The organism is Pusillimonas sp. SM2304, assembly GCF_031628915.1.
GTDB lineage: Bacteria > Pseudomonadota > Gammaproteobacteria > Burkholderiales > Burkholderiaceae_B > Pusillimonas_C.
Genome location: NZ_JAVLUJ010000002.1, coordinates 652,123 through 672,923, shown reverse-complemented (window position 1 = coordinate 672,923; position 20,801 = coordinate 652,123). Strand labels below are relative to the sequence as shown.

Annotated in this window: 16 protein-coding genes and 1 pseudogene; 13 read left to right on the top strand and 4 right to left on the bottom strand. The window is 56.5% G+C overall.

Annotated features, from left to right (window positions below; genetic code table 11):
* Nucleotides 1-15: 15 nt before the first annotated feature.
* Nucleotides 16-1,179: a YncE family protein gene (locus RE432_RS12150; protein WP_310933675.1), complete on the bottom strand. Its 1,164-nt coding sequence runs from the start codon at nucleotides 1,177-1,179 to the stop codon at nucleotides 16-18.
* 343 nt (nucleotides 1,180-1,522) lie between these two features.
* On the opposite strand from RE432_RS12150, the gene RE432_RS12145 reads away from it, so the two are divergent.
* The 6 genes from RE432_RS12145 (at nucleotide 1,523) to RE432_RS12120 (ending at nucleotide 8,100) form a co-directional block, all read left to right on the top strand.
* Complete coding sequence (locus tag RE432_RS12145; protein WP_310933674.1) at nucleotides 1,523-1,756, top strand: hypothetical protein; 234 nt, start codon at nucleotides 1,523-1,525, stop codon at nucleotides 1,754-1,756.
* A gap of 76 nt (nucleotides 1,757-1,832) precedes the next feature.
* A complete protein-coding gene (locus tag RE432_RS12140) occupies nucleotides 1,833-2,198 on the top strand; it encodes a NirD/YgiW/YdeI family stress tolerance protein (RefSeq protein ID WP_310933673.1) in 366 nt (121 codons plus the stop codon).
* Between the two features lie 330 nt (nucleotides 2,199-2,528).
* The gene (locus tag RE432_RS12135) at nucleotides 2,529-3,680 is read left to right on the top strand and encodes a TRAP transporter substrate-binding protein DctP (protein WP_310933672.1); all 1,152 of its coding nucleotides are present in this window, start codon (nucleotides 2,529-2,531) and stop codon (nucleotides 3,678-3,680) included.
* Nucleotides 3,681-3,805: 125 nt separating this feature from the next.
* Nucleotides 3,806-4,435, top strand: a complete 630-nt coding sequence (locus RE432_RS12130; protein WP_310933671.1) for a TRAP transporter small permease subunit — start codon at nucleotides 3,806-3,808, stop codon at nucleotides 4,433-4,435.
* Nucleotides 4,432-6,318 (top strand): TRAP transporter large permease subunit, encoded by a 1,887-nt coding sequence (locus tag RE432_RS12125; protein ID WP_310933670.1) that lies wholly within the window; start codon nucleotides 4,432-4,434, stop codon nucleotides 6,316-6,318. Before RE432_RS12130 ends, RE432_RS12125 begins: the two co-directional genes overlap by 4 nt.
* A gap of 201 nt (nucleotides 6,319-6,519) precedes the next feature.
* Nucleotides 6,520-8,100 (top strand): methyl-accepting chemotaxis protein, encoded by a 1,581-nt coding sequence (locus RE432_RS12120; protein WP_310933669.1) that lies wholly within the window; start codon nucleotides 6,520-6,522, stop codon nucleotides 8,098-8,100.
* A gap of 62 nt (nucleotides 8,101-8,162) precedes the next feature.
* On the opposite strand, the gene RE432_RS12115 is transcribed toward RE432_RS12120, so the two are convergent.
* Both RE432_RS12115 and RE432_RS12110 read right to left on the bottom strand, forming a co-directional pair.
* Entirely contained in the window at nucleotides 8,163-9,488 is a 1,326-nt protein-coding gene (locus tag RE432_RS12115; RefSeq protein WP_409079849.1) for an APC family permease, read from the bottom strand.
* Between the two features lie 14 nt (nucleotides 9,489-9,502).
* Nucleotides 9,503-10,333 carry a class I SAM-dependent methyltransferase gene (locus tag RE432_RS12110; RefSeq protein WP_310933667.1) on the bottom strand — a complete coding sequence of 277 codons (831 nt, stop codon included), beginning with the start codon at nucleotides 10,331-10,333 and terminating at the stop codon, nucleotides 9,503-9,505.
* 229 nt (nucleotides 10,334-10,562) lie between these two features.
* Between RE432_RS12110 and RE432_RS12105 the strand changes: the two are divergent.
* Nucleotides 10,563-10,766: pseudogene (locus RE432_RS12105) on the top strand (HigA family addiction module antitoxin); the annotation flags it as partial.
* Nucleotides 10,767-11,000: 234 nt separating this feature from the next.
* Nucleotides 11,001-11,828: a flagellin gene (locus tag RE432_RS12100; RefSeq protein WP_310933666.1), complete on the top strand. Its 828-nt coding sequence runs from the start codon at nucleotides 11,001-11,003 to the stop codon at nucleotides 11,826-11,828.
* 90 nt (nucleotides 11,829-11,918) lie between these two features.
* Here RE432_RS12100 and RE432_RS12095 read toward each other — a convergent pair whose 3' ends face one another.
* On the bottom strand, nucleotides 11,919-15,518 hold the full coding sequence (locus RE432_RS12095; protein ID WP_310933665.1) for a glycosyltransferase: 3,600 nt from the start codon (nucleotides 15,516-15,518) through the stop codon (nucleotides 11,919-11,921).
* A gap of 330 nt (nucleotides 15,519-15,848) precedes the next feature.
* On the opposite strand from RE432_RS12095, the gene RE432_RS12090 reads away from it, so the two are divergent.
* The 5 genes from RE432_RS12090 to RE432_RS12070 are packed head-to-tail and all read left to right on the top strand — an operon-like array spanning nucleotide 15,849 to nucleotide 20,788.
* Nucleotides 15,849-16,967, top strand: coding sequence for a DegT/DnrJ/EryC1/StrS family aminotransferase (locus RE432_RS12090; protein ID WP_310933664.1), 1,119 nt, complete (start codon nucleotides 15,849-15,851; stop codon nucleotides 16,965-16,967).
* Nucleotides 16,964-18,241 carry an ATP-grasp domain-containing protein gene (locus RE432_RS12085; protein WP_310933663.1) on the top strand — a complete coding sequence of 426 codons (1,278 nt, stop codon included), beginning with the start codon at nucleotides 16,964-16,966 and terminating at the stop codon, nucleotides 18,239-18,241. The genes RE432_RS12090 and RE432_RS12085 overlap by 4 nt, the downstream gene beginning before the upstream one ends.
* A gap of 49 nt (nucleotides 18,242-18,290) precedes the next feature.
* The gene (locus tag RE432_RS12080; protein WP_310933662.1) at nucleotides 18,291-19,274 is read left to right on the top strand and encodes an FkbM family methyltransferase; all 984 of its coding nucleotides are present in this window, start codon (nucleotides 18,291-18,293) and stop codon (nucleotides 19,272-19,274) included.
* A gap of 21 nt (nucleotides 19,275-19,295) precedes the next feature.
* Nucleotides 19,296-20,315: a glycosyltransferase gene (locus RE432_RS12075; RefSeq protein WP_310933661.1), complete on the top strand. Its 1,020-nt coding sequence runs from the start codon at nucleotides 19,296-19,298 to the stop codon at nucleotides 20,313-20,315.
* 14 nt (nucleotides 20,316-20,329) lie between these two features.
* A complete protein-coding gene (locus tag RE432_RS12070; RefSeq protein ID WP_310933660.1) occupies nucleotides 20,330-20,788 on the top strand; it encodes an adenylyltransferase/cytidyltransferase family protein in 459 nt (152 codons plus the stop codon).
* The last annotated feature ends 13 nt before the right edge of the window (nucleotides 20,789-20,801 follow it).

The following is a 20,801-nucleotide window of genomic DNA, read 5'->3' as shown; positions in this document are numbered from 1 at the left end:
GTTCAACCCATCTCCTTAGCGCAAATCGATACGCACCACGCTGTCCAGCGCATCTTTGCGCCACGCCGGATGGGTGTCGCCGTGCGGCGCCTTGACCGTTACGTACAGGGTGTCGCCATCGGGCGACAGCGCCAGGCTGTTGGGATGCACAGGCAGATCGATGCTGCGCTTGACCTGATAGGTAGCGCCGTCGATAACGCTCAGTCCGCCGCTGCCGTTGGGCTGCTCGCGCGATACGCCTCTGTGCGTGGCGATGATTTCATTGCGCTGCGCGTTGTACACCACATCCAAAGCGCCGGCGCCGATCGGCACAGTCTTGATCTGCTTGCCGCTGGCAATGTCGAACACATAGACCTGATTGGTATTGGCGTCGGTGGAGAACAGCCTTTGCCCTTTCACATCGATCGCCAGATTGATGAAGAAATGCCTTGAATCCCTGGCGTCCGTGGTGTCGCCCGTGCTGAAGCGGCCCACCACCTGGCCCGCATCCGGGTCAATGGCCAGAATTTCATTGACACCGCCCTGACTCACATAAAGGCGATTGGCCTGCGCGTCATAGGCGGCGCCTGCCGTCCAGATGCCATCGCTCTTTATGGTGTGGGTGAGCGTGTTGGTCGCCCCATCCACAATCCAGATCAGCCCAGGCTGGCCCGGGCTGGTCACGAAGACCCGGTTGTGCTGCTCGTCGACGATCACCTTGCGGGTATGCGGCATCGACTCCTCGCCCTTGTCATTCTTGACGGGAACCGCAAGCTGTATCACGCCCTTGCTCATGCCGCTGGCCGCGTCCACGATGGACAGTGAGCCGTCCAGCGTATTGCCCACATACAGCGTACTGGTCACCCGGTTCAAGCCCAGGGCAAACGAGCGATGCGGGACCTGAATGGTTTGCAGCCGCTGCAAGCTGCGCGCATCGAGCCGCTGGATAAAGCCGCCATTCTGCTTGTCAAAATCATTGATGGTCGCCACGAACACCGAGGCCGCATCCGCGGAAACCGCCACTTCATAGATACCCTTGAAGGCATCCTGGCGCAGCACGGGCGAGGCGGCGACCGAAGCATACGCCTGCGGAGCGGCCGCCGCACGGGGCTGCACCGCGGCAGTGTGGCACCCGCCCAGCATGAAGGCGGCCGCAGCCAATGAGACAAGATGAAAACCAGACTTGATGGAAAGGGACATTGCAAATCCAAGGAAGTAAATGGGCATGAAGCAAGAAGACAGGCCACCGCCAAGGCGTACCTGCCTCTCTTCTATAACTAAGACGTTTCAGGACGCCAAAACCCGTAATCGACAGGCGCCCATTATGTAAGCAATTGCTTTTTACCTTCACACCACTTCTGCGGCTTGCTGTCTTTCCCGTTCAGGGTGCGCACACAAATTTGCATTTATTGACACCCATGCCGGCCATCTTTGCAATAGTTGTGTTTTTCAACGTTTTCAGACACATCAAACAGGATCACAATCTTGTCAGCGGGGCCATGGGTTGCATGCCACGGTCCCGCCTATTGGCAAGGACAACCTTATGATCAAGCCCATCGACGCGATCCGCTCTCCCGGCATTTACTCCGCACGCAGCGGCCGCCTGGTCTTCATTACGCAAATAGAAACCGGCGCCGAAATGGACGACAAGCCCTGCATTGGCTACATTGTCAACGGCACGCCTGACAACATCGTCACTGAATGGGGGCGCTGGGCGGTCAGCGGCGCCTTCCACGACGAAGGGGAAAGCGAAAACGACGTCATCTACCAAGTATGATTTGTTGCGACTGCGCACACCCACAATAACCGTTTCCTGCTATGGTTAATCATCACCCATCAACGCAGGAGCGCACATGAACCTTCCTTTCAAACCACGGCACGCACTGGCCGCCGCCATGATCGCCGGCGTATTCGCCCTGCCCGCCCACGCACAGTACGTAGGGCCCTCTGAAGCGGCCGGCACCCCGACAGTGGCCGCTATTCTGGAAAAGCCGGTTGACGACCAGAACGTCAGGCTGACTGGCCATCTGCTGCGCAAAATCGGCGACGAAAAGTATATTTTTTCAGACGGTACGGGCGAAATCGTCGTTGAAATCGATGATGACGACTTCCCGCCCCAGGCGATCGACGCCAAAACAAAAGTCGAACTCCTGGGCGAGGTCGATACCGGCAAGCGCCGGCCACCCGAAATCGAGGTCGATACCGTCCGGGTCCGCTGAACCGGATTTCATTTGAAGCAAAAATGGGGGGGACAAGCGCCCGGGCTGAACAGAAAACGCACAGAAATTACTACGTGATAACCCTGCTCAGAACCCAGCCAAAAGTAATTTAAGCCTAAACCATGCTGACCTTAAATGGCTTTGAAAGGCGCATGAAAGCTTGTTCTACCTCATTATAAAACTGCGCACCATGACGTGAAAGGCAGGAATTTTCCTGGTATACAAATTGTTGACGCGCGTATGCGTATCGCCTATAAAAGCAACGGCAGTTAAGAGTTTGTACTTTGTTGCAATCGACAATACGTAGTCATATAAAGCCAGGAGACACAGATGAAAAGTAGTGCAAAAGTGGACGTCAAATCCGTCCAGCCTAAATCTTCGCGCCGCCAGTTTCTAGGGGGGGCCGCAGCCGGCACCGCAGCCGTGGTCGGCATGGGTTTTCCCGCCATCGTCAGCGCGCAAACCCCGGTCAATTTCCGTTTCCAGAGCACCTGGCCAACGGTTGATATCTTCCACGAATACGCACTGGATTTCGCCAAAAAGATCAACGACATGACGGGCGGCGAACTCAAGATCGAAGTCTTGCCGGCCGGCGCGGTCGTACCCGCCTTCGCCCTGCTCGACGCCGTGTCCAAAGGCACGCTCGACGGCGGCCATGGCGTGCTGGGCTACAACTACGGCAAACAAAACGCCCTGGCGCTGTATTCCTCGGGCCCCGCCTTCGGCATGGACGCCAACATGGTGCTGGCTTGGCACAAATACGGCGGCGGCAAAGAAATGCTGGACGAACTGTATAGCGAAATCGGCGGCAACGTGGTCACCTTCCTGAGCGGCCCCATGCCTACGCAGGCGTTTGGCTGGTTCAAGAAACCGATTACAAAAACGGAAGACCTGAAAGGCCTGAAGTTCCGCACCAATGGCTTGGCCATTGACCTGTTCACCGCCATGGGCGCGGCTGTGAATGCCCTGCCCGGCGGTGAAATCGTTCCGGCGCTTGACCGCGGCCTGCTCGACGGCGCCGAGTTCAACAATGCTTCGTCCGACCGCCTGCTGGGCTTCCCCGACGTATCCAAGGTGTGCATGCTGCAAAGCTTCCACCAATCGTCGGAAACCTTCGAAATCATCTTCAACAAAGACAAGTACAACGGCTTGCCCGACAAGATGAAGGCCATCATTGCCAACGCCGTCGAGGCGTCATCGGCCGACATGTCCTGGAAAGCGGTCGATCGCTATTCGCAAGACTACATCAAGCTGCAGGAAGACGGCGTCAAGTTCTACAAAACGCCCGATGCCATCCTGCAAGAGCAACTGGTGGTCTGGGACAAGATTGTTGCCGAAAAGGGCAAGACCAATCCCATGTTCAAGAAGATCGAAGAATCGCAACGCGCCTTCGCCGCCCGCGCGGTGGCCTGGGACATGGACACCAACAACAATCGGCGCATGGCCTACAACCACTACCGCAAAGCCGCCCAGAAGAGCTAAGCCGATAGCTCCACCAACAATACCACCCAGCAGTACGGGTGGTGTTTTTAAATCGGCAACGCAGGGGCGCCTGTGCACCACGCTTGCGCGCCCCTGCCGTTTTCTCCCTATGCAGGCTATTTACCATGCAAAAATTTTTACTGACCATCGACCGGATCAATACCTGGGTCGGGCAGCTGTTCGGCTGGTTTGTGATGGCGCTGACACTGTTCGTGACCTACGAGGTGTTCTCGCGCTATGCGTTGGGCGCTCCGCACTCGTGGGCCTTCGATGCCATGAACATGATGTACGGCGCGCTATTCATGATGGCGGGCGCCTATACCTTGTCCAAGAACGGCCACGTCCGCGGCGACGTGCTCTACGGCTTCTTTCCGCCGCGCCTGCAAGCCGGCCTGGACCTGACCTTGTACATCCTGTTTTTCTTTCCGGGCGTCATCGCGCTGGCTTGGGCGGGCTACAACTACGCCTCTGAATCCTGGATGATCAACGAACATTCCACCATCACGGCCGACGGCCCCCCCATCTATCCCTTCAAGGCCATCATTCCCCTGGCCGGCATTACCTTGCTGTTCCAGGGCTTTGTCGAAGTGGTCTATTGCATCCAGTGCCTGAAACAAGGTTACTGGACCAAGCGTGATGCAGACGTCGAAGAAGTCGATGTGGACAAACTCAAAGATATGGTGCACGTGGATACCGAAGAAATCAATGCGCTCGACAGCATCGTCATCGAGCAGGAAAAGGGGAAGCAACCATGAGAAAAGAAATATGGTTCGGCCTCTCTATACTCGTGGCCGTGGTCATCGGACTGATTGTGCTGATGCCCTCGCCGGCCGACATCACCAACGGCCACCTGGGCTTGCTGATGCTGGGACTGATCGTGGTCACCATCATGCTGGGCTTTCCCACCGCCTTTACCCTCATGGGCATGGGGGTCATGTTCACCTACCTGGCTTACCGGGGCATGGGGCCGCAAATCGCCATCGAGCAAACACTCGACCTGATGGTGTTGCGCACCTATGCCGTCATGACCAACGACGTGCTGATTGCCGTGCCGCTGTTCATTTTCATGGGCTACCTGGTCGAACGCGCCAACCTCATTGAAAAACTGTTCCGAAGCATGCATTTGGCCATGGCTCGCGTGCCGGGTTCGCTGGCGGTCGCCACGGTGTTCACCTGCGCCGTCTTTGCCACGGCAACCGGTATCGTGGGCGCGGTGGTTACCCTGATGGGCTTGCTGGCCATGCCGGCCATGCTCAAGGCCGGCTACAGCATCCGGCTGACAGCCGGCTCCATTACCGCGGGCGGCTGCCTGGGCATCATGATCCCGCCGTCGGTGCTGCTGATCGTCTATGGCGCCGTAGCGGGGGTTTCCGTCGTCAAGCTGTATGCCGGCGCCTTCTTCCCCGGCATCATGCTGGCACTGCTGTACGTGGTGTACATCATGATCGTGGCCAAGGTCAGTCCCAAATCCGCCCCGCCGCTGTCCGAGGAAGAACGCCGCGTCACGCTGCCCGAGTTCGCCGAAACCATCAAGAACACGATCAGCAACCGCGTCATCCCCGGCCTGCTCGGCGCCATGAAAGGCAAGCGCAACGCCAATGTGCCCATGCGCACCTTGCTGAACCACATGGTCATTGCGCTGCTGCCCGCGCTGGTCTTCGCCGCCGCCATGGCGCTGACTTACGAGATCGTGACCGAACCCGCGCCTGAACAGCAAAGCGGCCTGGTTCAAATGGGTTTTTCGGCGGATTATGACAGCAGCCAGTTCTCGGGCGGCCTGGCCGAACCCGAAGGCTCCGCCACCCTGGCCGAACCCGAAGGCGCTCCGGCGCTGGGGGCTGACGCGGCTCCTGCCGAAGAAGAAGCGGCCGAAGCGGCATCCCGCCTTGACGCCCCCATGGGATTCTGGATCACGCTGGCCATAGGCGCGGTACTGCTGCTGCTCTTCTATACCATCCTGACCTTTGCACGCCTTGAAGTCTTCAAGATGCTGCTCAGTTCGTTCTTCCCGCTGGCCATCATGATCCTGGCGGTGCTGGGCAGTATCGTTTTCGGCTTTGCAACACCGTCGGAAGCGGCGGCCATGGGTTCGTTCGGCGGCTTGCTGCTGGCGCTGGCCTACCGGCGGCTGAACATCCCCATGTTGAAGGAGTCGGTCTACCTGGCAGCCAAGACCAGCGCCATGGTGTGCTGGCTGTTCGTGGGATCCAGCATCTTCTCGGCGGCCTTTGCGCTGCTGGGCGGCCAAGAGATCATCAATAACTGGGTGCTGGGCATGAATCTGACCCCGGTGCAGTTCATGATCCTGGCGCAGATCGTTATTTTCTTGCTGGGATGGCCGCTGGAATGGACGGAAATCATCGTGATTTTCATGCCCATCTTCCTGCCGCTGCTGGCCCACTACCAGATCGACCCGCTGTTCTTCGGTCTGCTGGTTGCGCTGAACCTGCAAACGGCCTTCTTGTCGCCACCGGTTGCCATGTCGGCCTTCTATCTGAAGGGAGTCGCTCCACCGCACGTCACGCTGAATCAGATCTTCGCGGGGATGCTGCCGTTCATGGGCATACAGATCATCGCCATCGTACTGCTGTATGTGTTCCCGGGCATCGGCCTGTGGCTGCCCAGCGTGCTGTACTGACCTTGAACAGACTGACGCGATAACGCCGCTAACCCGGCGTCAGCCGGCCCCAAACATGGGGCCGGTTTTTTTTGAGCGGAGAACTACGCAGCGGCTGAATTTTCAGTCGTCGCCCCAAAACGACAGCCGCTGCGGGCAATCTAGTTTATGCTTAGCAAAAAGATACTTTTTATAACATTAAGCTGCTAAAAGGGGGCTCGCATGCGCAAGAATTTTCCCGTCATTGACGTCGAAACCGTCGTACGCCCAGATCAGTACCTGATTTCCAAGACCAACAAGAAAGGCATCATCACCTACGTCAATCCTGCCTTCATTGATGTCAGCGGGTTCACGCGCGAAGAACTTATCGGCAAGCCGCACAATGTGGTGCGCCATCCCGATATGCCGCCCGATGTGTTCCAGGATCTATGGGATACGCTGCAAGCGGGCAAGCCATGGCTGGGCGTCGTCAAGAATCGGCGCAAAGATGGCGGTTTTTATTGGGTGCTGGCCAATGCCACACCGGTGTATGAACATGGCGAAATCACCGGCTATGCCTCGGTGCGGGTCAAGGCAACGCAGGAACAGATCGATGCGGCGCAGGATTTCTATCACGATATGAATGGCGGGCTGGCCGGCGGGTATACCGTGCGGCACGGCCAGCGCGTACGCGCTGGCTGGCGCCGGCTGCTGGACCTTGCCGCCCTGCCCTTGCGCAATACCCTGGGGGCCAGCATGCTGCGCATTGCGGCCGTGTTCCTGGCCACGCTCGCCGTGCCGCTATGGTTTGCGGCCACCGGCGGCGTGCCCGAAGCCTGGCTGGGATGGATGCTCACGGGGATTGCCGCAGCACTTGCGGCCAACCTGGCCTACGGCTGGGTGACTGTCCGGCGCATCACCGAACCCCTGGATGCCGCGTCCCGCATCATTCAGCAAGTCGCGGCAGGCAATCTGCAGATCGACATCGACGCGGATCAGCGCAGCGAAGTCGGCCGGCTGCACTTCTATCTGGACACCATGCGCAAGAGCCTGGTCAGCATCGTATCGGACGTTCATGCCGGCGCTTCGTCCACCACGCGCACCGCCCAGACGCTGGAAGCCAGCAACACCCGCTTATCGGCGCGTACCGACGATCAGGCGGCTTCGCTGCAGCAAACCGCTTCCAGCATGGAAGAGATCACCATCACCGTCAGGCAGAACGCCGATAACGCGCGCCTGGCCAGCCAGCTTGCCGACACCAGCATGCAAACCGCGCAGCGGGGCGGCGCCGCCGTCAGCGAAGTCGCTGCCACCATGCAGGGCATACAAGACAGCTCCCGCAAGATTGGCGATATTGTCCTGCTTATAGAGGAAATCGCCTTTCAGACCAATATCCTGGCCCTGAATGCGGCGGTTGAATCGGCCCGTGCGGGCGATGCCGGCCGCGGCTTTGCCGTGGTGGCCGGCGAAGTGCGCAGCCTGGCGCAAAAAAGCGCCGCAGCGGCCAAAGACATCAAGATACTCATCGATGAATCCGTCAACCGGGTCGACGTAGGTTCCCGGCAAGCCGAACAAGCCCTGCAGACCATGACTGAAATCGTGGAGTCGGTCAGCCGCGTCACGCAGATCGTATCCGAGATTTCCACGGCCTCCACCGACCAGTCCAGCGGGCTCGAGCAAATCAACCAGGCCATCGCCCAGATAGACGACGCCACCAACCAGAATGCCGCGCTGGTCCAGGACCTGGGCAGCTCGGTACACGCCCTGGCTCACGAAGCCGGCAACCTAAGGTTGTCCATCGATGTGCTGAACACGGGGAAATAGCGCCAGGCGCCAGGCGAATAGCGCGGCGCCTGGCCGCGCGCCCCGCGTAGGCGTCTTGCGTATCAGGCATTCTGTACGCGCCGCTGCAGCCACAGCAGCGGCAACCCAGCGGCCAGCACGGCCAGCCCAAGCAGCGAACCGACCCCCGCATACTGCACGCTGGACCAGCACAGTGCCAGGCAGCTTGCCGCGAACAAAACAGGCGTCAGCGGATACAGCGGCACCCGGAAAGGCCTGGCCCTATCTTTGTCGCGTTGGCGCAGCACGATCAAGGCGGTGGCGCTAAGCAGCATGAACAGCCAGAACACGGGGGCGGTGTAAGCCACCATGGCCTGGACACCGCCCTGGGTGACGGCGCCGAACAGAATCAGGACCAGGGTGATCGCCCCCTGCAACAGCAACGCCCGGGCAGGCGTTGCGCCGCGCACGCTCCAGGCGCCCAGGCCTTGCAGGGCCGGCACATCGCGCCCTAAGGCGTAATACACGCGCGCACCCGTAAAAATACTGCCATTGATCGTACCCAAGGCCGTGCAGCACACCAGCAGGCTCAGCAGCACAGCGGCCCACGGCCCGGCAACCAGCCCCATCAAGTCGGCCCCCACCGCTTGCGTGGCGCGCAGGCCTTCCAGCCCAAAAATCTGCAGGTAAGCCAAATTGACGATCACGTAGACCGACGTCACCACCACCGTTCCGACCAGCAGCACCCGGCTCATATTCCTTTCCGGATTGCGCAACTCGCCGGACAGATAAGCCGCTTCGTTCCAGCCCCCATAAGTCAGCAGCACAAACACCATCCCAAGCCCAAGCGCAGCCGCCAGGCCGCCCGAGGGGCCCTCGGCAATCTGCGCGGTCGCGGCCTGAGCCGAACCAGCCAGCGTCAAGCCGGTGATGCTGGTGATCAGCAAGGCGGCAATCGTGGCGCCCGTCAGCAATAACTGCAGGCGCTTGGATTGCAAGGTGCCCAGCACATTCAATGCCGTGAGCGCAATGACAGCCATTGCGCCATGCAAGGCCGGGCCATAGCGCCCCAGCGGCCACAGTATCTGGGCGTAATCCCCATAAATGAAAGCCACCGCGGCGATCGACCCTGTTTGGATCACGGTGCCGCGCGCCCAGGCAAACAGCACACCCACCGACGGCCCCCAGGCCCTGACCAGAAAATGATATTCGCCGCCTGAATCGGGATACGCGCTGCCCAGCTCGGCATAGCACAAAGCCCCCACCAGCATGACCAGGCCGCCGGCGAGCCACAGGCCCATATACATGGCGGGCGAGTGCGATTGCTGCGCCACCAGGGGCGGGAAACCGAAGATCCCGATCCCGATGACCACACCCACCAGCATGGCGACCGCGTCCAGTACCGACAAGCCTCCCGCGGAACGTGACATGGCTGTCATCCTTGTCAGCGCCGCGTGGCGCGCCAGCCCTGCACGGCCCCCGGCGCTTCCACGGCCACCATCGTATCGCCCTGCACACGCCCCACATAGCGCTGCGTGCCGTTGCCGCGGTCAACGTCGAAACGGATATCGGCCCCGCGCAGCGCGCCGCTCACGGCGCCCTGCTCGTCTGCCTGGCCCTCCAGCTTCTGAAATGCCTGCTTCAGATCCAGCGCAAACTCGCCGTCCGGCCCAGTGAGCTGCCACGCGCCGTCCACCTTGGCCGGCACGATCCACAAATAAACACGGCTATTGCCGACCTGATCGAAATCGTCGCTTTCCCAGTCCCCCATGCTGAAATCATGGGAAACCACCCGCGTGCCCGGCGCCAAGTCCAGAATCGTCGGCCGCAGCTTCAGATTGACGTCGGGCAGCAAATACATGCTCAGTACCGTGGCTTGGGAAAAATCCGTTTTGAACAGATCCTGAACCTTGAACTCCACCCGGTCCGACACGCCGGCCTGCTTGGCATTGGCCTGTGCCTCGCCCACTCTTTCCGGATTGATGTCGACCCCAAAAGCGCCCTTTGCGCCAAAGTCCCGCACCGCCGCCACCGGAATACGGCCATCGCCCGAACCCAGATCCACCAAAAAGTCCGATTGCCCCACCTGCGCCATCTGCAGCATGCGCGACACCACTTCCGTTCGCGTCGGCACATAGGGCACATCAAGCTCCAGCGGCGGCTGATCGGCTGCCAAGGCACCGGTTGGCAACAAGCCTCCGGCCAACCCCACCGTTAAAGACAGTGCCGCCGCACCCGCGCCACGCCTGAACCAGCTGTGAAAACAATCACGCATGATAAGCCTCCGGTTTTGGATGGCTTTACTTTACAATAAGCTGAACAAAATCTGACTATTTACTGAATATTTTTTCGTAAAAAAAATGCACCGATGGCCGCTCCGGCCTTTTCTTGTGATCTCGGCCAATGCGTGCAGCAGGTGTCTTTCTTTACCAAAAGATGACATGGATAGCAGTGCGGCATGTTTTCCGTTTAACGTTAAGCGTTAAACGGCATAAAATTGATAACTGCACGTTCCCGCCACACGCATGAACGAAATTGTTCGCGAACGCCGTGGTATCACCCCTGATACCGCACTGCGTCTGGCCGCTTATTTCGGCGGCGATGCAGCCTCTTGGCTAAATCTGCAGCAGGCCTACGATCTGAAGATCACCGAGGCCAAAGTGGCCAAACTTATCGCTAAACAAGTTCAACCGCTTGAGCATGCCTAGTCTTGTCCATTGCCATGGAAATCAAACAGCCTTGGCGCCCTAAGGCCGTCCCCAAAAAAAACTCAGCCACCCCTAAAGTTCCCCTACCCCTAGCCGTTAATGCCTATGAACAGGGAGCAACCGGCTGTGCTTTAAGGCGAAATCCAGCAGTACCGCCCACAGAACAGGCTTGTTACTTCTTGGCAACCAGGCGGAGCCAGATTCGCCGTACTTATATCCATTTAGGAGTTATCCATGGCTGTTATTAACACCAACTACCTTGCTCTGGTTTCCCAGAACAACCTGAACAAATCCCAATCGGCTCTGGGCACCGCCATCGAGCGCCTGTCTTCCGGCCTGCGCATCAACAGCGCCAAAGACGACGCTGCCGGCCAAGCCATTGCCAACCGCATGACCGCACAAGTCCGCGGCCTGACCCAAGCTGCCCGCAACGCCAACGACGGCATCTCGCTGGCTCAAACGGCTGAAGGCAACCTGAACGAAATCAACAACAACTTGCAGCGTATCCGCGAGTTGGCCGTTCAAGCCGCTAACGACACCAACCAAACCACTGACCGCCAATCGATCCAAGACGAAATCGACGCACGTCTGGAAGAAATCGACCGTATCGCCGGCGGTGCAGAATTCAACGGCACCAAGCTGCTTAACGCTTCGGGCACGCTGAGCATCCAAGTTGGCGCCAATGCCACCTCCAACGACGTTATCGAAATCAGCACGGTTGACGCTACTGTCGCCACGCTGATCTCCGGTGGCGCTGCCGCCATCAGTGTTTCGGGCTTCGCCAATGCAACCGCTGCCATCGGTCTTATCGATACGGCTCTGCAAACAGTCGACGCTGCCCGTAGCGATCTGGGTGTGATTCAAAACCGTTTCGAATCGACCATTTCCAACCTGAACAACACCATCACCAACCTGTCGGCTTCGCGTTCGCGCATTGAAGACGCCGATTACGCGGTGGAAGTGTCGAACATGACTCGCGCGCAGATTCTGCAGCAAGCAGGTACCTCGGTTCTGGCTCAAGCCAACCAAGTGCCACAAACTGTTCTGTCGCTGCTGCGTTAATTCGCTGACGGTCTATAAGCCCCTGAAGGGGCTTATAAGCAGTATTACAGGCGGTATCCCGTTTTCATGGGATACCGCCTTTTTGCATGTCTACGCCTTCGGCAACCAGGCCTGCGTCCATTGATCCAAATTGTCGCCTTCCAGCATCCAGTCGCGCAGAACCGCTGCATGCAGCTCGTCACCGACCCGAGCGGCGGCATCAAGGTCGGACAGATGCGCCCGAACGGCCTCGGCCCAGTCCTGATAGCGGTTGCGTACACGCGTAACCGGCAAGCCGCAGCGGTAAGGTTCAATGTCGGTGCAAATTACCGGCACCCCGCAAGCGCCCAACTCCAGCAAACGCAGATTGCTCTTGCTTCGATTGAACTGATTGATTTCCAGCGGCACCACGGCCAAGTCAAGATTCAGGCCAGCCAATGCTTGCGGATACTGCTCGATAGGCACGCCTGGGTGAAACTCACAAGCCACCCCTACAGGCTGCATACCCATGAATACCCACTCGACTTCGTCCTGCATGTCTTTAACCAAAGCCTGAATAACCGCCAGGTCGCCTGTATGGCTGCTGCCCCCCGCCCAACCGACGCGCGGCTTCTTGCCTGCCCTGCGCACTGACGAGAGCCCTTTCCACCAAGGGGCATACAGACCGTTGTGGGCAACCCGAATATCATGATGGTAGGGCGCATACTCTTCGGCCAGGACAGAGGTCGACACGACCAGCCAGTCTACCTTTTCCATCGCCCGCCGAATCTTGGCAATAGCGCTTTGCGGAATCTGCTTGCGATAAATGCTCTGCACAGGAATGTTGGGTACGTAATCGTCAAACTCCAACACCACCTTGGCACCTGCCGCTTCCTGGTAACGCGCTATCTGTTTCAAGACGCCTTCGTTTGCCCAGGCCCCCTGCAGCACGATCACATCCGGCGCAATACGGGCGACGTCCGTAAAATGAAAATCATGAAACTTGAGGCCGCCTTCTACCCGCAAGGCGCTTTCCAACGCTTGATAGGGCTGAATCACTCGATAATGCCCGCAACCGTGCCAGTCGGAGTGCGAGGCCAACACCACAGGTAAAGGGCGGCCTGGCAATGGAATCTGGATACGCGCCGCGTCCGGGCTCAAATCGAAGCCGGGCGCCTTTTTCCCGTATGCAGGATGGTAAGCCGGGTCGGAAGCCAGTTGCGGCAGCCACTTTGCATACAAACGGTCTCGATCAGCGTCGTCGGGCAGTGCCGCCACGCCGAATCTCTCTGTCAGCAAGCGTGTGGCCCCTCCCATATGAACGAGGCGTGCTTCGGGCGTCCAAACAGTCAGGAAGCCCGCTTGCCGTGCTCGCAAGGCTAAATCAACATCGCCGTAGTAGATGGAGAATGATTCTTCATCAAAGCCCTGAAGCTCATCAAAGACGTCTCGACGCATCATCATGCAGGCGCCCGTCACGGCACTGACGTTCTGCGTAACCTGCAAACGACTCATATACCCCTGCGAACCACCAGGTTTGCCTTGAAAGGCAAAACCCACGCTATTTTCCATGCCCAAAGTCAAGCCCGCATGCTGGACGCGGCCATCGGGGTAATCCAGACGTGCACCCACAATACCCACTTCTGGCCTTAGCGTATGGCTCAGCATGACAGTAAGCCATTCCGGGTCGATGACCTCTATATCATTATTCAAGAACAACAATACGCCGCCACGCGCATATTGTGCCGCGAAGTTGTTGATCTTTGAAAAATTGAATGCCTCCGGCCAACGCAGGACCTTTATCTGATCGCTTCCCAAAGCCTCCAATTCGCTCAAGAACTTGCAAGCGTCCGCGTCAGTACTGTTGTTATCGACTATCAGCAGCTCATACTGGGTGTATTGCGTTATTTCCATCAAGCTTTCTATACATTTTTGAAGTATAGGAAAGTGATTACGCGTAGGGATGATGATGGAAACTAGAGGCTTGGCAGGCAACTCGTAACGAATGCTCCACAATCCAGCCTTTGCCCCCTGGCTCAGGGTCGCGGCGACGCCAAGGCGTGCTAAATGCATCTCCGTCGCGCAACGGGACTGCTTCGCAACCTGTTTATCGCAAACCCAATCCATTAAAGGTTGGGCACTATGAAAAAGAACCTCAGGGACATGGCCCACAACAGGTGGACCGGCCTGCTCAACCAATTTCCATATGAAATCCACCGGCGCCAAATCACCGCAATCCACACTCAACCCACCAACTGCCTGTACAGCCGCCGTGCTAACCACGAGGCTACGCCCCACGTACGGATAGCTGCGCAGCAGGTCAAGGTTGAAATCGGGTTTAAGCATGGGATTGACGATTGTCCCAGCGCTTGATCCAGCCTCGTCTGCATACCAGACCAAGGGATCAGACTTGCGCAGACGATACTCACCCATCGTCAGCGCGGCATGCGGCAGCAGTTGCTCACCCGCAAATAGAATCCACAGAAAATCAGGTATATCGCCCTGCGCAATTCGGTCCGACAATACTAGCGCCCAGGGGGCATCCATCTGCAAGAGCTCAATCCCCTTGCCGGCAACATCAGCAGGAATTGTGCTGCCGATTAACCAGACACCGTCAAGGGGGCGGTGCTGCGCACCAAGGCTTTGCAGCGTGTTGCTTATAGCCTGCATGTCGGTGCCATCGGGCACAATTACAACCGCCCCCAGCGTTCCGGCATCCGGATTGGCCCTCAGCATCGTCTGGATAGCCAGGATACGGGAGGCCGACGGCGCACGATCAACTAGCCATTCCGGGACACCCCATTTTGGCTGCGATTTAATTGAACCTTGAGCATGATATTTTCTCCTAATACGCTCAAGCAGTGCTATGGACTCAAAACCCTTATGTTTATTATTCGCTAATGGTTTCACCCTGACCATATGATTATTATCAGAGCGATACCACCCCAATTCGCGAATCATCCTCCTGAAGTCTGCATGTCCTTTTTCTCCGACACCCGGCGAAACACGTCCTTGATGACTAAATTGTTCGGTGGAAATCCTGAAACATGAATAAGCATCGTGCAGCATGGCCAAATGGCCTCTGCGCAGCAATTTGGCATGCATGGCCAAGTCGCCTACCCAGGCAATATGCTGCCCTCCTAAATGAAACAACGCGCCCACTTCAGACCGGATTTGTTCAAGACGAAACATTACCGTAGACGGCTCACCGATAAAATTCAATGTCGTATCGCCCAGGAAAGATGCCAAATCCTTTCCATGCACACATGCGTCTTCATCAAACGGCATGACATTAGCTATAAAATCGGGAAGGCGCTCTCCATTCTCATCAACAAGGTAACGTCGCGAAGAAACCAATGAAACGTCAGGGTGTCGATCTAGCACCGCAGAGAACACCTTTAAACAGCCAGGGAGCAAAAGATCATCATCAAACAATGGTTTTATATATTCACCGCGAGCCAGGTCTATACACCTTGATAAGCTGCCGCCTCCCCATAGCCTTTTTTCGTTTTTATAGTAGCGAACTTTCGACTCGCCCAATTCGATCAAAAATGGATCAATGATTTTCTTAACTGAATCATTGGGACAATCATCACAAATGACAATTTCGTAATCAGTGAAATCCTGATCGAGAAGACTCTGTAGCGCATCGCCCAGAAAGGTAGCCTTATAAGCCGGAATAGCAACTGTAACTTTGGGCTGAAAATCTATGGAAGAAGCTACATCCATCATTAAATACTCTCTTATTTGCGTTTTGCCGTCGTCATGTCATGCATATTTTCTGCACACCCATCACGCCTAGCGGCGGCCACCCCGCATGAAACCTACACACTAGGCGCCGGCGGCGCAGGTAGCGAGAGCAAAGCATAACTGCTCAATAGATCAGACGATGTCTGGCTCAGCGCCCAAATATCCCTCTTAATCAACCCATCATTTAACTATTTTGCATGGCAATATGTAACATCGACTACACATGACCTGTGAGACAGTCAAAACCTGATGATGATAACGATTCTCAATGGATGAGCTCATTTCAGATTTGTGCGACCTTACATCAACACCATGAACCCCCAGCAACCTATTTTCGTCACCGAGCCGCATCTGCCGCCCCTGGAAGAGTTCCTTCCCTATCTTGAACAAATATGGGCAAGCAAACGCATCACCAACAGCGGCCCGTTCCACGAACAACTAGAAAAAGAGCTGGCGGCCTATCTGGGTGTCAAGCATCTGAGTCTGTTTGCCAACGGTACACTCGCCTTGCTCACTGCCTTGCAGGCACTGCGCATCAGTGGCGAAGTCATCACCACGCCATATACTTTCGTCGCTACCGCCCATTCCCTGTTGTGGAACAACATCAAGCCGGTGTTTGTCGATGTCGATCCCGATACCTGCAATCTGGATCCCGAGCGGGTAGAGGAAGCCATCACTCCAGCGACGACCGCCATATTGCCCGTGCACTGCTATGGAATTCCCTGCAATGTCGAGCGCATTCAGCAGGTCGCGGACACCTACGGCCTCAAGGTCATTTATGACGCAGCTCATGCATTCGGCGTCAGGCAGCGCGGTGAAAGCATCCTGAATCATGGCGACCTTGCCGTCCTGAGCTTTCATGCTACCAAAGTGTTCAATACCTTCGAGGGCGGCGCCATTGTCTGCCCCGATGCCAAGATCAAACAGCGCATTGACCATCTGAAAAACTTCGGGTTTGCCGACGAGGTCACCGTGGTGGCTCCGGGGATCAACGGTAAGATGAACGAAATCAGCGCTGCCATGGGGCTGCTGCAGCTCAGGCACATCGATGCAGCCTTGAACACCCGCACCATCATGTACCAGCGTTACCTGGACGCCTTCAAGGACATCCCGAGCCTGCGCCTGCAGCAGGTACCCGCCGACTTGGAATGGAACCATGCGTACTGTCCCCTCTTCGTCCGTCCAGAGCACCCTGTCAGCCGGGACGAGCTGTACGAACGGCTGAAATCGCAAAACATCCACGCCAGGCGCTATTTCTATCCACTTATCAGTTCCTTTCCGATGTATCGGGGGCTGCCCAGCGCCGCCGGCAAGTCGCTACCCAACGCCAGCGCCCTGGCAGAGCAGGTCATCTGCCTGCCCATTTACCCGACCTTGCCCATAGAGGCACAGGAAAGGCTGATCGGTATCGTCCGGCAGACCGTCAAATGAGCAAACGCATTCTGGTTTTCCCTTGCGGTTCGGAAATCGGCCTGGAAATTCATCGGGCACTGCGCTATTCCATGCATTTCGACCTTGTGGGTGGATCCAGCGTGGAAGACCATGGACGCTTTGTCTATGAAGAATATCTGGGCGATCTGCCTTTCCATGACAGCCCCGATTTCGCCGGGAACATGGCCCAGATCATACGCGAACACAAGATCGACGCCATCTACCCGACTATGGACGCCGTGGCCGAAACCCTGCAGGATCTGGCGACGCAGTTGGCTGTGTGCGTGGTCGGAAGCTCTCCGGAAACAACCCGTGCTTGCGCCTCGAAAAGCGCCATTTACGGCATGCTGGACGGCCTGGTTCCCCTGCCTCGGCTTTACCCGAATCTGGAAACTGTTCGAGCCTATCCGGTATTCATCAAGCCCGACCGCGGCTATGGCTCGCGTCACGCCGCGCGCGCCGACGATGAAGCCATGGCAATGGCTCTGTTGGCGCAGCAAACTGACCGAACCATGCTGATCCTGGAATATCTGCCAGGTAAAGAATGGACCATCGACTGCTTCTCGGATCGTCATGGAAAGCTGCATTTTCATGCGGCCCGCGGACGTAATCGAATCAGCAACGGCATTAGTGTAAGGACGTCGCCAAGCGACGATTTCTCCGACGTTTTCGCTGATTGGGCGGCGACCATCAATCGCCGCTTGCGGCCACGCGGGGCCTGGTTCTTTCAGGCCAAACTGGATGACAAAGGTCAGCCCAGGCTGCTTGAAGTCGCCACCCGCTTCGCTGGGTCCTCTGCCCTGCATCGGGGCATGGGCGTCAATCTTCCCCTGCTCAGCGCGTTCGACGCCTTCGAGTGGCCAGTGGCCATAGAGGCCAATCGCTACCATATTGAACTGGACCGCGCGCTGGAGAACCGCTATCGCATCGACCTGGACTATCGGCATGTCTATGTTGATCTGGATGACTGCATATTGTTGAAAGGGAAGGTCAATCATCTTCTGATAGCGTTCCTGTATCAAGCCATCGACATGGGCTGCACCATCACGCTGCTGACCCGCCACGCGGGCGATCTGCCTAAAATCCTTTGCAAGGCCCGCCTGCAGGCTCTGTTCGATCACATCGTCCATATTACCGACGGCACGCCGAAAGCAAGCTACATCGACCAGGAAAACGCCATCTTTATTGATGACTCATTTCAGGAGCGGAGCAAGGTAGCGCGCCATTTGGGAATTCCCGTTTTTTCCCCGGATATGATCGAAGCATTGCTATAAGCGACAACACCCTTCTGGCATACATCCACTCATTGAATACACCCGGCCCATGACACAAAGCCTTCTCGAACACGACCTTGAGCGCACAATCACCCTCCTTTCGACAGAAGAGCTGGAGCGTCTGGAAGCCATGAAACAGCGCTTTGCGCCACAGTTTTCAGAAATCTCCGATCTCCTGTACAAGCAGCTACCGGAAGCCGATCAGGAACGGCTCATTCTCTGGCTTGCAAAACGCTGGGCCAAGATTGACCGCGTGCCGAAAGAAGAGCATGCGGAATATGACGCGGATATTAAAAGGATTTGGCATTATCCCTATGAAACGCAAGAATTCCACGGAGCGGCATATAAACGGCTAGCGCTGGCGCCACAGGGATATGAAGGCGAGCTCCTTACTCACCCGTGGGTGCTGGGCATTCATGATTTCCTTTACGATCAATATCAGCATGGCGACTGCCGCGTCCAGCCCGGCGACACCATCATCGATGCCGGCGCTTTCGTTGGTGATACCGCTGTGTTGTTTCATCAAGCCGCCAAAGGCGATTGCCATGTCCATGCCTTTGAAATCCTCGAAGAAAACCTCAGGTTGATGCGCTACAACCTTGATGCCAATAACATTGCGGATAAGGTCGATATCTGCTCACTCGCGCTGAGCGATAAAAGCGGAGATTTCGTCAATATTCACGCCCCCACCATCCAGGGCGCCACGTCGATCTTTGGCAGCTCCGGCGAAATACAGGTGGAAACCATCACGCTCGACGACTACGTCCGGCAGAAAAGGGTCGAGCGCGTTGATCTTATAAAGATGGACATTGAGGGCGCTGAACGCATGGCGCTCGCCGGCGCGCTCGATACGATAAAGCGCGATCGCCCCCGTCTGGCCATCTGCGTCTATCACATATGGGACGATATCATTGAAATTCCACGGATAATACGCGCATCGGGCGTTCCATACCGCTATGGCTTTAAATGGGTGAAATTGAATACCGGTGGAGAGGCGGTATTGCTGTGCACACCTGAATCTGCAGTGCAATAAATGAAGTAATGGCCTACCGTCATGATTTTATTATCCATTATTGTTGTCGCCTGGAATGATGAAAAATTCATCGGGCAAGCGTTGGCCAGTTGTATCGACCATTCCTTCAAGGACTACGAGGTAATCGTCGTCAATAACGGTTCCACAGACCGCACAGGGGAATTGATCCGCCAAACCGCCATCGGCAGGGAGGACACCTTCAGGATCATTGAAAATAAAGAAAACGAGGGTCCTGGAGAAGGAAGAAATATTGGCATTGTTCATGCTCGCGGCGAATATTTGATGTTTCTGGACGGCGATGACTGGTTCGAGCCTGGGGCGGTCGCCGAAGTTGCCGCCCATCTCCAGAAAAAAAATCCTGATGTTCTCATGTTCAATCATCAGCGCGTCTGGGACAACGGGCTCAAGATTTCCAACCTTCCCAATAGGTACACGAATCTCGGCCATGAGGATCGGGACCTGTCACTGCACAGCGAAAGACAAGGTGCCATCCGAAACCTGCACACTCTGTGGAACAAAGCCTATCGGCGCCGATTTATCGAGTCCATCGAAATATCGCTGCCAAAGCTCTGCCATTATGAAGACATGGTATGGAGCTTTACCGCCATGATCAAGGCAAAGAGCTGCTACTTCATTTCAAAAACGATACTGAATTACAGGCAGCGGAGCGGTTCAATAACAAAGTCGGCCGACGACAGGCATTTCGAAATTTTCTCACAAAGCCGCAGGCTCATCGAGCTCTTGAATCAAGAGCCTGAATATAACGAATGGTACGGACCGCTGGCATATGAATACAATCGATCATTGATATTCGGGCTTATCAACACCAGGCTCCGCGTACCGAAGCCCAGGGAAAGCGAGTACCTGCGGAAAGCGGCATCTTTGCTGTACGAATGGCGCAGCGAAGTAGGCATAACAAAACCTGATTGGCTGTTATTTGCAGCCAAAACCGGAAACAAGAATTTTTATTTCATGGTCAATGGAATAAACCTGCGAATAATAAAACTGAGCCAATCAATCAATAGACTTTTTAGCAAATAGAATCACGTGGCCCTATGAAAACCATACTCACCTACGGCACATTCGATCTCTTCCATATAGGCCATCTTCGCCTGCTGCAGCGGCTTCGCAGCCTGGGGGATCGTCTTGTCGTAGGCGTTTCCACCGATGATTTCAATAGGGTCAAAAATAAAAATACCGTAGTGCCTTTTGCAGACCGAATCAAGATTGTCGAATCGATCCGCGATGTCGACCTGGTCATTCCTGAAACGTGCTGGGAGCAAAAAGTCAAAGACATCCAGGAGCACAGTGTGTCCATCTTTGGCATGGGAAATGACTGGGAAGGCCGCTTCGATTATCTGAAGGACTACTGCGAAGTGGTCTATTTACCGCGCACTGAGGGAATTTCCAGCACGCATATTCGCAAAACACTGAAGGTTCTGGATCAAACTCATGTCGGGGAACTCAAGCAAGCACTTGATCTGATTTCCTCGATCGTCGAGCGATTCGATTGACCCGCAAGGTAAC

What these genes read in the sequence shown, in the direction of transcription:
- RE432_RS12145 (WP_310933674.1), top strand. Translation starts at nt 1,523, where the DNA reads ATGATCAAGCCCATCGACGCGATCCGCTCTCCCGGCATTTACTCCGCA.
- RE432_RS12140 (WP_310933673.1), top strand. Translation starts at nt 1,833, where the DNA reads ATGAACCTTCCTTTCAAACCACGGCACGCACTGGCCGCCGCCATGATC.
- RE432_RS12115 (WP_409079849.1), bottom strand. Translation starts at nt 9,488, where the DNA reads ATGTCACGTTCCGCGGGAGGCTTGTCGGTACTGGACGCGGTCGCCATG.
- RE432_RS12150 (WP_310933675.1), bottom strand. Translation starts at nt 1,179, where the DNA reads ATGTCCCTTTCCATCAAGTCTGGTTTTCATCTTGTCTCATTGGCTGCG.
- RE432_RS12130 (WP_310933671.1), top strand. Translation starts at nt 3,806, where the DNA reads ATGCAAAAATTTTTACTGACCATCGACCGGATCAATACCTGGGTCGGG.
- RE432_RS12120 (WP_310933669.1), top strand. Translation starts at nt 6,520, where the DNA reads ATGCGCAAGAATTTTCCCGTCATTGACGTCGAAACCGTCGTACGCCCA.
- RE432_RS12135 (WP_310933672.1), top strand. Translation starts at nt 2,529, where the DNA reads ATGAAAAGTAGTGCAAAAGTGGACGTCAAATCCGTCCAGCCTAAATCT.
- RE432_RS12125 (WP_310933670.1), top strand. Translation starts at nt 4,432, where the DNA reads ATGAGAAAAGAAATATGGTTCGGCCTCTCTATACTCGTGGCCGTGGTC.
- RE432_RS12095 (WP_310933665.1), bottom strand. Translation starts at nt 15,518, where the DNA reads ATGATGGATGTAGCTTCTTCCATAGATTTTCAGCCCAAAGTTACAGTT.
- RE432_RS12080 (WP_310933662.1), top strand. Translation starts at nt 18,291, where the DNA reads ATGACACAAAGCCTTCTCGAACACGACCTTGAGCGCACAATCACCCTC.
- RE432_RS12075 (WP_310933661.1), top strand. Translation starts at nt 19,296, where the DNA reads ATGATTTTATTATCCATTATTGTTGTCGCCTGGAATGATGAAAAATTC.
- RE432_RS12100 (WP_310933666.1), top strand. Translation starts at nt 11,001, where the DNA reads ATGGCTGTTATTAACACCAACTACCTTGCTCTGGTTTCCCAGAACAAC.
- RE432_RS12090 (WP_310933664.1), top strand. Translation starts at nt 15,849, where the DNA reads ATGAACCCCCAGCAACCTATTTTCGTCACCGAGCCGCATCTGCCGCCC.
- RE432_RS12110 (WP_310933667.1), bottom strand. Translation starts at nt 10,333, where the DNA reads ATGCGTGATTGTTTTCACAGCTGGTTCAGGCGTGGCGCGGGTGCGGCG.
- RE432_RS12070 (WP_310933660.1), top strand. Translation starts at nt 20,330, where the DNA reads ATGAAAACCATACTCACCTACGGCACATTCGATCTCTTCCATATAGGC.
- RE432_RS12085 (WP_310933663.1), top strand. Translation starts at nt 16,964, where the DNA reads ATGAGCAAACGCATTCTGGTTTTCCCTTGCGGTTCGGAAATCGGCCTG.